A 14,217-nucleotide genomic window follows, 5' to 3' on the forward strand; every position below is an offset into this window, starting at 1 on the left:
GAGTAGACAGTTAGGGGAGATTCTCACGGTGTTTTGAGTGAAAATGCTACCACAACTGCTTGATTTGGAAGTAAGAATAGGTGGGGATGGCTTCTATGACGCCATTGGCAAAAAAGGAGTAGCCGAAAAGCTCTACATAGTCGCCGGGCTTTAGTTGGACGATGCTTGAACCGTTTAAACACCAGGCATGGTTGGAATAGGAGACGATGCTGCTGAGTACTTTATGGAGTTCACCATTGATTCGGATTTCTAGATGCAGTCCGTTGGGTGAAGTGGTTGGGCTTTTGATTCGTGCCGAGCCAACGATTAAGTAGTCGCCGAGTGCTTTTGCAACAAAGCGGCTTTGATTTTTATCGAACTCTTGGAGGTTGTCGTGGGTGGCTGTATTGAATTTGATTTTGGTGAAGGTGTCGGGCGCGTTTAAGATTTGGTCGGCGGACATGGTGGCGGTCAGGTTGGTTCCTGTTTTACCTATAAAATTGGATACAAGATTGGAGGAAAGGACGGTGAAGCTATGGATGGCTGGACTATCAAGAACTCCACTCGGAGAATGAAGAATTGCTTTTACTCTCAGGTCCGAGTTGATCGGATTAGGGAAGGTAATCTGTTCTCCTAGTATTGTAGGAAGCCAATTAGAACCCCCGTCATTGGATAGAAACCAACTGATTGTACCATCCTTCTGATCCTCTTCAGCTGTTAATACTGCATTAAGAATGGGAAATACAGACGGCAGGCGATTACTGACGAATTCTTGTGTGAGATCGCCTGATTCTCCCCCGATAGTCAGGCTGAATTTTGTTATCTCTGGGGTCATGGTTACTGTTGGCGTTATAAGCTTTATCCTAAGGTTGACCGTATCGGTTGGAGATGAAAACTTTATCTCTTGTCCATTTGGAGCTGGTAACCACTTTGCCCCGTGGTCCGGGGAAATTTCCATTGTTAATGAAGAGGGGGTAGATACAAAATCACTACGCATCATCGTCAGATTTTTGCTGTAGGCTGTGGATGAATATACACAACGAATTTTTTGATTGGAGTCCTTATACACATAAGAGAGGCTGCCGTTAAAATTCGTCACGAGTGTCTCATCGTCGGAGATATCCAGAGTATCTGCATTCACAGACAGGGAGCAGATTTTGCCGGTTAATTTGGTATCGTAGGTGAAGCGATAGGTATTTCCGTTTTTGACTAAGCTGTGGATACGATCAGCGGTTCTAGGAAGTGCTTTTGCTTGGAGTAAGGTACCCGAGAGTGGAGCTATCGTGCAAACGTAAATAGTGCCAGGACTGGCATTTTGTACGGCGGCAATAATAACTCTACGTGTATCTGGGTCAAAATAAGTGGCTAGGGAGTCGGTGAAGCGTTGTATATTAAGTTGCTTTGGAGGCTGTAAGGGAGTTCCGGTAAGACTTATCTTTGTGAGGAAGACTCCACTTGCATATACTGTATGATGTATGGATACTATCGCCTCTTGATCACTATCGTAAAAAAGGGTAAGGCTGAGCAAATGACCATTAGCTGGAACGTTTGTTCCTGGTAGAAGAAATGCTGGTATCAAAGTATTCATTTCACTATCGAATTTTGTAATATAAAGGCCATAGGTTGCATATGTCCAACCGAACCATATGTGATTATTTTTGTCTACACAAAGTGAGGTTGACTTATAGAAATTTTCTCCACCACTTGTGGAATGGTGTAATACCCAGTCTTTATGGAAACTTCCGTCGCTATTAATACAGCCAAGGTAAAGGTGCCTATAGTAATTTTCTCTGCTTGTTGGTACACCGAGCCAAACTCGGTTGTTATAATCCACAACGAAACTTATATCAGGCACATAGCTTCCGTAAGATGAGGCAGGATCAAAGTTAGTACTGAAGGGAGTAGGAGATATTTTCTCAAAGGCAAGTGTTCCATCCGGGTTTTCAACTCGATAATAAACTCCCTCTGTTTTCAGGAAAGCGACATGCCATGTCCGATTCGTTCGATCTGTAAATGCAATTGGCTGGAAATAAGAACGAGTATCATCGGTGGTAAGACGCTCCGAGTGAGAAAACGCCATTGTAGAAGGAAGGACAGTATTGGCATTTATCGTGACGGTATCAGAGTTTTTAACAGGGATCGGTTTGGTATAGAGGATTCCTTCCAGATTTCCGGGAGCAAGTAATGCTTTCTGGGTCGATGTATCGAAGAAGATGTTAGTGGAATTGATGCTATCGTAGTAATTGGTATTTTCAAAGCTCTCTTGAAAAGAAGCCGTTTTGGCAACTCTGACTGCATTTGTCCGAACTGCCGCCGTAGTCTTATCAAAATCAATACGAGAGCGGTTGCTAAAATCTTCGTGGTGCGTATAAGTAATGGTGCTTCGTTGTTTTTCTATCGAATCAATCCGTTCTTTTAATGCTGAATCAGCCCCAACACTTGTAATCCCAGTACCAGTCCCAATAAATAATTTATGCGTGTCTGTAGTAAAAAGCGGTTCTCCTGTAGGAGCGGAGGAAGGCAAATTAGTTTCTTTTCCTCGTTTAAATTTGATTGGTAGTGTCATTAGAATGTACCTCCATCTACTTCTGTGATCGTGGAGCCACTGCTACCGCCAGAGCCTACGTTTATTTTGTAATCTCCATCTGAGAATAAGAGGACTCGCAGATTGGTATTTCGGTTATACCCGTATTTGTAATCGACTCCGGGCATCGCCATGTCCCACGAATCTAGTAAGTCTACATCCATGGTAAGGGAGTCTAGGCTTGTTTCATCAGTGGATGATGACTGTTCGAAGTAGAATGCGCATCTTAAGTTTCTAGCTTGGCCGATCTTTTCGTCCCATTCAGAAATGCTGTTGAAATCGTCTATTGTCATTGCTTTTGCTTTGAAATCAATGATGTTAGTAACATCAACTTTTGTCCACGAGCCATTCTTTTGTTTTGCTTCCCATGTTGTTCCACTGTCTGTACTTATTGCAATTCTTAGGACGCCTTTCTCTGTACCTGATAAGGTTAAAGAGTTGATTTTTGATGTGTTGAGAAAGCTTACATCATTTTTCATTTTTATGATCTTTGGTACAGGAACTCCAGTAAGATGAGCAACCGTGGGCTCTCTTTTAGGTTTCGAAACAAGAATTTTGAGGTTGGATTTTTCTGTTAAATCTTTCAAGTATGGGGTGCATGTAGAGAGGTCGAGCATGCCTTTATTTTGAAACATATCGTCTGTAGGGGGAGCAGCACTGACGGTTTCCCAACCGGAAGGAGTGTATGTTTTCACGTCTGTACCGTCTAGTATGAGAAATCGATTATTGTTGAATGACTCAATCAGCAGAGCTGGACGGAAGCCTCGGCCTGGAGTTGTTAGATCTGTTGAACCAGATGTCCAGTTTTTGAGACCGTTATAACCTCGAATCACGCGGGCCTTTGAGTTAGATTGATCGGTCGTACTGGTCCATGAACCGTGATTTACATTATTCCAGATCTGGTCATCGGTAATGTACTTATCCCATTCGTTGTCTTTATCCGATGCATTTACTCCACCTGTCGGCAGTCGCAATGTTATTTCTCTATCAGAGGATGTGAACAATTGGGCAGTATAAAAGCCGACATAATAAAGTCCGTTCCACACGTAACGTTCTGATACTCTGATGCGATATTGTGTATAAGCTTTATCATTTTTGAATGAGAAGGTCTTTTTAAGACCGTGCCAGCTTGATACTTCATTTCCATTATGCAAGATATCCCAAGAAGTTCCGTCGTTAGAAGCTTCGAAGAACCATTTTTTCGGACTATATATGGCATATAGATAATACGAAGTAATTTTTGTTGGTGTTGAATACTCAATCTTTAAAATCTCTTCTGTTGTTTCAGTAGCAGCAGTACTTGTCCAGTACGTAGACTCTGATCCGTCAAAAGCCTTCCATGCATGATAATTTGCTGTGTCATACTCTGTTGAAGCAGATACTTTACACACGGCAGAAGAATACCCAGACAATCCTGGAATGGTGTGCAGGTTTTTTATTGGCAGTCCGCTTCCACTTGCAATTCCTGCTGTATTTAAGGCATCCCATGAAATGGTTTGGATATTGCGGTCAGCCATCAGCAACTTATCACCTTTGTGATTTGTACCGTACATGATGAAATACCCATCACCATTTGCACTTGTTGCAGGAGCATTGGGAAGAAGTCCTGCCATTTCTTTTCCGATAGATATGGTTCCAAACGTACCAGCAGTTGCCAAGTAATTAAAACGAATACGTTTTCCTACAGTTAAATCTTTTACATCTACTACTTCATCAGGGTGGAGAATCCTACCATCGGCATCAATATCAATGGCATCAATTCCAAGATAATCTGTCCCAGAATTCAATTTCAGCTCAACACGGTGCTTGCCTTCAGATAATCCCATTTTTTCAAATACGATGACTTTTGGAGTATTTGCAGCACTTCTTTCACTAAATGTATAGGCGACCCCATCAATCGTGATCTTCGCATCTGCTGTGAAGTTGTTCCAGAAAAAAGATATGATTCGGATTTTTGTTCCTACAAAGTCAAATGTTGCCGTGTCTCCTGCTGTTGAGGTGTAGGTATCTGTTAATTCATAACTACCTGCATATCCTGTTCTTTTCGCCCATGTTCCGTTATAGGCAATAGACGGATAAGTGTTATCATATCGCTTCCATCCTGCCTCTGGTGCAGCTAATTGATCTCCAATTGTAGCCATGTATTACACCTCCCTATATTCAAACACTGGTCGAAAACCTGTACTTTCATAAGCTATTGATGTTTTACTAATCCCTAAGCCTTTCCATATTGGAAAATTATCCTCACTTCCCCTTCCAACTCGCCAAGTATTGTCTTGAACTTCAATAGTTCCTGTACTTGATATACGAGAACCTGTCATAGTGGTATCTTGCGTAGTTGTAAAACGTACTTTGTAATGAAATACATCATCTACTGTATATCCATCTTTTATCATGCTTTGAGGAAATCCCATTAAGTACTTATCATATTCGTTGTTCACAGGAAAGCATGTTCCATTGCTCAATCTGGCATCTAAGGTTTTATTTTCATTTGCATCTGCATAAGCTACTCCACTTGTGAGAGATCGGAGTATACCTGAAATATTCTCACTCGAAGCATAGCCTTGTGAGATATTCGAGCTTGTACTAAACGAATAGGGATTCCCTTGTATCACCTTCCCTGCATTCAGGGCATCCCAAGAGATGGAGTGTTGACACACCCTATCAGCGATCAGCAATCCTTTGGCAACTTTCACAAAATAAAATAATTTGGAGTTGTTAGTAGTGGACTCTCCTGTTACTGGCTTTTCTTCAGCCGTAGAGAATGTATCTGTCCCTAACCCAACTAATATCCCTGCTGGACTATCAGACAGGCTCCCACTACTTCCAAGGAAGGAGTACCAACACTTTACATAGTCACCGATCTGCATATCTGAAACTTTTGATCGTAACTGTCCGGTTGTTGCTGGAATGGGCATTTTTTTTTACCTCAACAATTCATTGAACTTTTCGTAATACTAAACTGAGCTCTCATCGTAGTCATATTCAATTCACCTTGATTTTCTCAATACTAGAATATTGATCCATATTGAGAGTCAATGAGTACACACTGTTACCAGACGGAAGCACATCGTCTTCTACCAATTCAATCGAGTAGTCGGTTTTAAGCCGTAATGTTCCATCTAGCTCCATATAATACTTGTCATGGTCAAAGCTAGGGGCTTCGTTACTAGAAAAGGATGCCATTTCGAGAGTGTAATTTTGTTTACCTGGGGCAAATTTCAAAACCTCAATAGGGGGTAATTTATAGTCAGAAGTGTAGGGGATGGTGATATTTACTTCTGAGGGAGAAATAGGTGAGGCGGTAACTCCATACTTTTCTACTTGAATCATTGAAACACCGTTGCCAGGTACGTTACCCCCTGAACTACCGCCTACCGTATCTGTATAGGTTGGGAGAGTGTCTTTGTCATACCAAATGCAGCCGATGCTATTGAGTACTGCTTTATCACTAAGGTTGGCGCGAATGACAAGAGAATTACCTGATAGGAAAGTGCTTAAGTCAACCAGCTGATTCAAAGGAACACCTGTTGTGAACGTGGTTCCTCCATCAAGTGACAAATCAATGCTGATATTGCCCTCGTACTCTGCATCCAGCACAAGATGGGTCGGAGCCTTTGCCAATGGAATCGGTTTGGAAACCATGACAGGATTTTTATCAGATGCTTGCAATATTTGAACCTCAGTAACGGTCATATATGAACTTTTATTCCAGACAGTTACTTTGACTTCATTAACGAGATGGTCTAGGTTGATGGGATAGTGCCATGAACCGTCACCATGTACTCCTTTATCGGTCTTTGAAGCGAGATTAATCCTTGGAGTAACTGCTTCCCATTTACCTGTTGATGGATTTTTGACAAAAATTTGATGGTCGCAATAATCGTGTCCGTTTTGTCCTAAACTGCCATTCATCCAAAGAATGATTTTATATATTTCTACAGGTGTTACCCATTTCATGAATAAGTCAGCACTTGTACCGCCTTGAAGCCAGTAATCAGAATATCCACCCGGTGTTGCAATAGCATTATCGTCAGCGATTTTTTCAACGGCATAGGTTTGGGTCGTACTATTTGATTTGTAAGGTCTAAAACTAGTGCTACTATTATACCAGTCTCCAATAGATGAAGCGGTTTGGACGCCTAGATCCTTCCAAGAGAAAGGTACTCCAGCAGCTTTGGTAAACTTTCCATTTTGGATTTGAAATGCTTCTGATTTAGATAAATCGATCCCAGATAAATCTACAAAAGCATCTGCATACAAATTATGCCGAACCGACGCTCCCTGATTCGCGCCTTCCAAAGTACGATAAGCATTACGCAAAATATTCGTAGCGGCCACGACGTCTACTAACGGTTTGGTACTGCTACGATCCCCGCCTCCCCCTTCTTTGCTCGGCATCTCAACAAGCATGCTATCGTCATACCAAGTAAATCCTAACGATTTCAAACTGCCTGTAGCTGGAATGTTAGCTCGTAATTGGAGGTTTGTACCTTTTAGTGAAGAAGTATCGAGTAGCTTGTTTAAATCGATGTTGTTTACCCAAGTTGTTCCATCGAGGGTCAGGTCGAAGGTGACCGCGTCAGTATACTCCGCAGTTGTAATAACCTTCTTTGGAGAGCGGTCAACATTAACTGCCTTAGTCACGAGAGTAACAGCGTCAATAATTTCATAGAATTTAATCTCGTGCCAACCGGTGTAAATTACCGGGTTTGCACTGCGATAACTCCGAAGCTTGGCCAGGCGGTAATAGCGGTATGCAGAGGTATTCGTAAAGCTGTGTTCTAACTCTGAACCTGTGTTTGCATGAGATCCTACGTATAAATCTGTCCAATTCGTATTGTCTTGTGAACCTTGCAGAGTAAACGTGGCAAGACCGTACTGTCCAGCTGAGATTCCAATAGCTCGTATTGCGAGCTTAGTAATAATTTTGGGGACGAAAAAGTCAATTTGCCACCAATGACCTTCTGCTGGAGGAGTCACTCCATCTGTATAATAGGAATCAGTTAAATTTCCGTTGATTCCCATCCATCCAGGGTAACCAGATGTTTCACTAGACGAGGTTACGTGATAAGGGGCAGGTTCAGTTGGACCGGACATGATGATGTTTGTATCGTAAAGCCCGGGTGAGACGGTACCATTTATATTGGCAAAAGAAGACGACTTCTCGATATCAATTCCTGAGGAATCGCTAAATACATCTACATACATGTTGTTTTGACGATAGGCGGGTCTGTTATGTGTTTCCGCATCACGGAAGGTATTCAGCAAAATATTGATGGGGGTCTGTAAATCAAAGGAGATGCTCGTGGCTCCCCCATTATTTCCCCCGCCGCCCCCAGAACCAATCCTCCCCTGCATATCATCCAACCGAGCTTTTAGACTGGGAAAAGTCTTCCCATCCCGATCTCGGCGTGCAGCGACCACCTCGGCGTTCGGGTTAGATGAGACATCGCTTTGTAGCTTCAAAATGGCTTGGTCTTGCTGTGCGTTTTTTTGTTCGACTTGTGAAAGACGGAGATCTTGCGTCTGATTTTTCGCTTCTGCTGCACTGACCGTTGACGATAAAGCATTCAGCCCCGTTTGAAAGGTAGAAACAGCACTTTTCACGGCATCAAGCTGACGATCCTGTTCATCGTCTTTGTCTTTTAGCTCACGGAATTTATCCTGTAAGCTCGGTTTATTCTCTCTGGCATCATCCAGCTCCTGGAGGTAGGAGTCGATTTCGGTGTGGGTACGTTTTCCCTTGTTGGCCAACTCATTATGATCCAGGACGACTTCGGTGCCTGTTCGGGTGATTCTGACCGACATACGTTCAGCTCCTTTTCGATTTATTTGGTATAAACGGCGGACAAATTGAGCCCAAAATGGACATGCGTCGTTTTATCTACGAGGGATGGATCGGTCTCACGGGAAATCCGCGTCCAGAAAACTTGTTCATTTCCTGCGGCAGTATCCGGCAGGGTGAAAGAATCGCCCCACGTACCAGGCACTCCGTTTTTGTCTGTAGCGACATCTACTAGCCGCTTGTACTGATCGGTACCTGCATAGGAGATGAGAACCCCTTGGATACCCGTAAAAGTCCCATGATGCATCGTATTTCGGGCGATCATTTTCACTTCCCTATACTGGCCTTGGAGCATATGACCGAGAAACTCCTCCGTGTTGTCTTGCAGGTGGACTTCCTTTCCTTCGCCATCGATAAAAAAGAGGGTGAGAGAGGGGGAAAAGTCGTATTCGTCCCCGCCCCACATTTCCATCTGGTCACTGGAGCTAATGGTTGTTTTTCCGTCTGCTTCCGCAAAACGGAGGGAGCCAGTGAAAGGAATAGGATGCTGAGTCATATCAAAGTGAATGGATGTTTGGCTTGTCCGACACGTTTTGGAGTCGACAGTGGCTCCTGTGGAATCGAGCAGCTCCACGCGGATGCCGGGGGAGAGGTTTGAGACTGTGAGAGTGGGGAGGGAGAAAACGCGGACGTGTTCCATGTCCAGATAGTCGTCTGTAGCGCTGCTGTTGAGAAAGATACCGATTTTGGGAGCAAGGCGGTTGAATTCCTCCGAACCGATGATGTGCCAGATGGCTCCGTCCTCGGACCAATACGCGGTATAGGTATTGTAGTCGCGTATTAATCGAAGCCAGGGGAAGGTTTTCGCAGCGCCTTGCGATGAATCGTAATATTCTTCGACGTGGAAAAAGTCATTGTGGTTTATGAAGACAGTCAATCCGCCTGTGCTTCCGGAAGCTTTCGGATTGTATGAATTTTTCATATCGAGGACGAATTGTTTCACGGGGGTAAGTGTGTCTAAGAAGAGTTGAAGCGGCTCGGCTCCGCCTTTTAAACGGAGCGAGCCTGGTGCGTCAGATAGCGACCACCTTGAAGAGTCATTTGGTGTCATGTTCCACTTGGAATCGAGGGTAAGAGAATCGAAAGAATCCTCGAAGAGAAACCCCGATTTACGCCGAGAAACTACACTCATAGAAGTACCTCCTTACGTAAATAGCCATATTCGTTTGCCAATCACACATGCCTCAGGGCGTTGTTTCCAGATCGCGAGCAAGCATTTGATCAGTGCTTCGACGCATTTGTCTCCGCTGCCGGGATCGCAGTAGGGGGTGACGAGGACCTTGTCGCAGATCCAGTTGGTTAGTTTGATGTAGTCGATATTGCAGTAATCCCAGACCTCTGTTGTACCTTTTGCTGTAAATACCCAGGTGAAAGTATGTCTTCCTCTATCTACTTGAAATACAGGAGTTCCACCGGCATTTGTATAGCTACCTCGAAGAACGCCATCAATGAAAAAGTCCAATTGGCTATTAAAAGGAGAGGGGACAATTGTCCAATTTTCCGTTGCTTTGAAATTTCGTAGCTTGAACGTAGTCAAATAACTTTTGCCAGTCCACTCGCTTATCTGGCCTTTTTGTTCTGTAGTAATTTCGACACGTACTTTAGATACGGAAGGTTTGGATAGGTTTTCGAGGGTAAAGTCGTAGTTTCCGGAGAGATTAACGGTAGTGTTTTGAAGTTTGTTGCCTGTTTGATCATAGATGTTTACCTGGATATTGCTGCCGTTGCATCCGCCTATCCATATGGGGACGTTGGCAGTCGTTTTGAAGTTGTATACAAACGCTGATGATTTAGGGAGCGGGAGCTTGTCATGGAATGTATACTCTCCATTACTTAATCTCGCTTCGGCATCACAATCGGTATAGAACTTGATTCGAATAGAATAATTTTTACCTTCATCAGAATCATTGGTAATAGCAGCTTTGATTGTTTGTACATCATCAAAATCCGAGTATTTCTCTTCGGATATGATGGTTCCGTTGTCTTCGTCGTAAATTCTTACACGGACATAGGCATCACGACATGGTTTTGATTTTTTACTTTGTCTGATCTCGATTGTATCGATCCAACACCAGGAGTCGTCGGGTATGATTACTTGAGTGGGAGGGGGGAGATTAGGTTCATATGGCGAGTTGTCTTTTGGATAAATAGAGCCTAGTTTATCAATGCAATAGCTTACCCACTTTTCTTCAGCCTTTCCTTGACTGAGAGTAAAGACTCCTCCGTTGTCATCTAATCCTCCCCTATGACTTATTCCCTTTAGCAGTTTGTAATCAATACGATAATGTCTACCCTTAGGGACATCGTACTTTATGAAATGTTCAGCCTGTCCTGTAGGACCTGCTGATAAGGGGTAAGAATCAATAATTGTTCGATTAGTTATATCCGTTACTGTAACCTCTACTTTAGTGTCGTCATAGTTATTGCTGAATTCACGGTGCTTATTGGATTTTAATTTGAGATTGCGGATAGCGATGTAATAGGGGATACCATTTTTTCCAAAAGTTGAGTCTTTAAAAAAAGTTCGTTGGACGTCAAAGACAATGCAGTAGGGACCTGGCTTATTACAATAAAATTTTTTGGAGCTACGGTGTTCAGCATCGTTCCAATCTTTTATATTATAGGGATTCTGCGTGTTTCCTACATTCATCCTCTTACTACCTGTGGCTGTGATTGTTGGGGTATTCCAGCCAATACCTTTACGTGTTACAAAAAGATGAGAATTCGTTTTAGGATCGTATTCCGTCGCTATTGCGTAGCTATATAATCTTTTCGTAGAGACTTGTCGCCCATTTTTATTACCTTGTTTGCTATCTAGTTCGTAACAATAGTACTGATAGTCAAACTCAACTTCTAAATGTTCATTCCCCACACTGTCAAAGGTAACGTACCAATAGGTGGAAGAATTATTTTTATTTGCAACCTGTTCAGACGTTATCACATAGGTATTGTCATAGTGTATCGGTGTCTTTTTAGCAGCGTCAGGATGAGAGCGGAAAACCCATTTGACAGGGACATCGAATGCATTTGGAACATCATAGCCTTTACCAGCATAGATTTTTAATCGCTCGGAATATTTGGCTGATGTGATAGAAGAGTTATTAATAAATCGCCTGAGTGTGTAACCATCTCTTTCAGTTCCTTGAGCAATAGGTACTTTACCATCGTAGTAAATCTTTACAGGATCTTGGGTATATTGCATCCATCGAACTCTAAATTTTCTTTTAGATTCATATACTTGTTGGTGATCAATGAAAGGGCTATAATCACCCAAATGAGTTACTGATCCCGAGGGATAACACTGCTCACCACCTGTAGAAGGATCGGGTTTTGTCGGTGGTTTATACCCAGAATTAGGGGCTTCAACTTCAACTTTATCGTAATCTTCAAATACCCACTTTAACGTTTGTTTTCCTCGGCTAAGTGGAACCACTATCGTATGCCCAAGAGGATCACTGGTGCTTTTGTTTTCCGACCAAATTAACCGATTGTTACTATATAGGCTGAGACTCTCATATTTTGAAAAGGAACCGCCATATTCAAACTTTACGAACCCCGGTTCATCCAAATTTATATTCTCGACATAAAGGCGGTTCCGGGTACCGTCTTTATTCTCAACCTTGAGTACGCCGTCTCCTCCGTGACCTTCCCCATGATAACGAGTAACGATATCTTCCCATTCCCAATTGTCATCAACACGAATTTCACGTGCGTATTTATCTCGATCATTAAAATTTTCAGAGAATATCAATTCATACTCGTCTTCTTTCGATTCATCAACGAGATTTTTCAGTTCCAGTTCTTCCGAAAATTCAACAGAGGAGCCGGGATTCAGGAAGATGTCGTAAACATTTTCTGCACGATCCTCTTTTGTGTAACTAGAGTTTTTGTCTGTTCTCCATTCTCTGTCTACATCAATGTAACTGCCCATAGGCGTTTTATGTTTGCCGCTTGACGAGCGATAAGAGAATTCACCAGGATAGGTTTCCTCAAGGGGTTCTTCTGTCATGTCATCTTGAATTCGAAAAATAACGGTATTACGGCCTTTTACTAATGGGAGTTGTACGTTTTTCTCCCATTCATCTCCTGTTGCTTCTAGTTGTTGTACGTCATTGATAATGACGAGGAGTCTTTCTGTATAACGCAAACCAGTAGTAAAACTGAACTCAATCCACCCATCAGCCTCAAGTTCAAAAGTATAGGTGGCATCTCCATTTCCAGAAACAATTGGGTCCTGCATATAAATACCGCTACCAAGTCCGGGAATCGACTTCCATTCCCAGTGACTCACCCCGGTGAAGTAGAAGTTTAAAGGATCAGAAACATTTGTGGTTCGTTCCTCGTAGTGATCAATCTCTAGTGGTGGACAGATCAGTTGGACATCTCCTGTTAAATCAACGGTACAGTTGTCACCAATTTCAATATCATAGGAAATGATAGCTGAATCTTCTTGAGTGGAGGAGGATTGTCCATCTAATGACCACTGCCATCCTTGTTGTGAGACTGCGGTACTTCCTCGTACACCTTCGCCGATTTGGGTCCGGGAAGCAAATCTTTCATCGAAAAATAGAGCAGATTCATTCGTATAGGGCGGGTTATCCACTCCCATTTCGTATTGAAAACTGAAATCTCCAGCGCACTCCGCATCAAGTACTCTCTGAACCTTCCTTGAAAGTGTGTCGTTTACTCCTGAAAAATAAGTGGTGATGATGCTCTTATCTGAAAGAGTAATCCATTCCCAGCCAGGAATGTTATAAGCCGCATCCCCCAACGTATCCACATCCGGAGGCGTCTGCTCATCCAGGCTCTGCACCACCTCAACGCACTCCACATCTTTAACATAAACCGCATTCTTCCCAAACCGCCGATCACTCATCCGCCGAACAAACCAATCAAACTTATACGTCTGCCCCGGCTTGACGTGAAACTTCGCTTCCTGCCAGCTGCTGTTCTGATTCCATTCCCCGCCAACCTGATTGTTATTAATAAAAAACAGCAACCCATCGCCAGGAGCAGTGCTAGCCATGTACTTGAAACGAATAAAGCCTTGCTTTTTAAAGCGCCACTGAAAAGTCACTTTGCTGGAATTACCGTGCTTGAGAGTGGTCACATCCAGCTTCATGATGTTTTCACTCCCCGCCATCTCATTGGTGCCGACGGAGTGGACCATTGTCCATTCCCGATCCTCGGTGGAGGAGACATAGCGGAACAAGCCGTGAAATTTATCCGAAAGCGGAAGAGTCCGCATATCAAATGTAGGGACTTCTTTATCGATGGCATCGTAATGATTGAGATAGTAACCGCTAAAGTGATGATAATAAGGAGCCGGACAAACTGGTAGCGAAACATTTTGATGGGTTCCATCCGGTTGCTCGGCGTTTTTTAGGATTTTGTAAATGCAATCGCGTACCATGAGCAAGGCGCGCTGGTAGTCGTTTTTTTGCGGATCGATTTGCTGGTTGACCCACCATTCCAGGCGACGGTACATGTTCCAGAGTGCTTCTCGGCAGCGAACCTTGGCGTACCAATTTTTGTCCCGGACGAATTGCTCAATCATCTGATCGATCACGCTTTCGAGAGAGTCGAGATTGACGGTCTGCCAACGACCAATCTGACCCTTGCCGGGATCGCCTAAAAGCGGATTCTGATACCCGGCATAACGATCCTCAGCACGAGGACGATTGGGGCTGTCCGGATTGTCCGGATGATTCGGGTGGAATGCGCCCTCTACCAATGAGGAGCGCATTTTTCCGAATGTGACGTTGCCCACTGATTTAGAAAAAATGCCAAACGTATGACCCAAAAT

The 14,217-nt window shown here is 43.3% G+C and carries 6 protein-coding genes; all 6 read right to left on the bottom strand.

The genetic code is table 11. The annotated features are described in order from the left end of the window. Positions 1-46: 46 nt before the first annotated feature. Entirely contained in the window at positions 47-2,545 is a 2,499-nt protein-coding gene (locus ACUUHJ_RS03820) for a hyaluronate lyase N-terminal domain-containing protein (RefSeq protein ID WP_472298279.1), read from the bottom strand. Beyond that, the gene (locus ACUUHJ_RS03825; RefSeq protein WP_472298280.1) at positions 2,545-4,704 is read right to left on the bottom strand and encodes a hypothetical protein; all 2,160 of its coding nucleotides are present in this window, start codon (positions 4,702-4,704) and stop codon (positions 2,545-2,547) included. Before ACUUHJ_RS03825 ends, ACUUHJ_RS03820 begins: the two co-directional genes overlap by 1 nt. 3 nt (positions 4,705-4,707) lie before the next feature. Continuing rightward, the gene (locus tag ACUUHJ_RS03830) at positions 4,708-5,481 is read right to left on the bottom strand and encodes a hypothetical protein (protein WP_472298281.1); all 774 of its coding nucleotides are present in this window, start codon (positions 5,479-5,481) and stop codon (positions 4,708-4,710) included. A 67-nt stretch (positions 5,482-5,548) separates the two neighbouring features. After that, complete coding sequence (locus tag ACUUHJ_RS03835) at positions 5,549-8,374, bottom strand: galactose-binding domain-containing protein (protein ID WP_472298282.1); 2,826 nt, start codon at positions 8,372-8,374, stop codon at positions 5,549-5,551. A 20-nt stretch (positions 8,375-8,394) separates the two neighbouring features. Next, on the bottom strand, positions 8,395-9,543 hold the full coding sequence (locus ACUUHJ_RS03840) for a beta-xylosidase family glycoside hydrolase (RefSeq protein ID WP_472298283.1): 1,149 nt from the start codon (positions 9,541-9,543) through the stop codon (positions 8,395-8,397). Positions 9,544-9,555: 12 nt separating this feature from the next. Continuing rightward, positions 9,556-14,214: a hypothetical protein gene (locus tag ACUUHJ_RS03845; protein ID WP_472298284.1), complete on the bottom strand. Its 4,659-nt coding sequence runs from the start codon at positions 14,212-14,214 to the stop codon at positions 9,556-9,558. Positions 14,215-14,217 lie beyond the last annotated feature (3 nt).

Source organism: Brevibacillus schisleri (assembly GCF_055685845.1).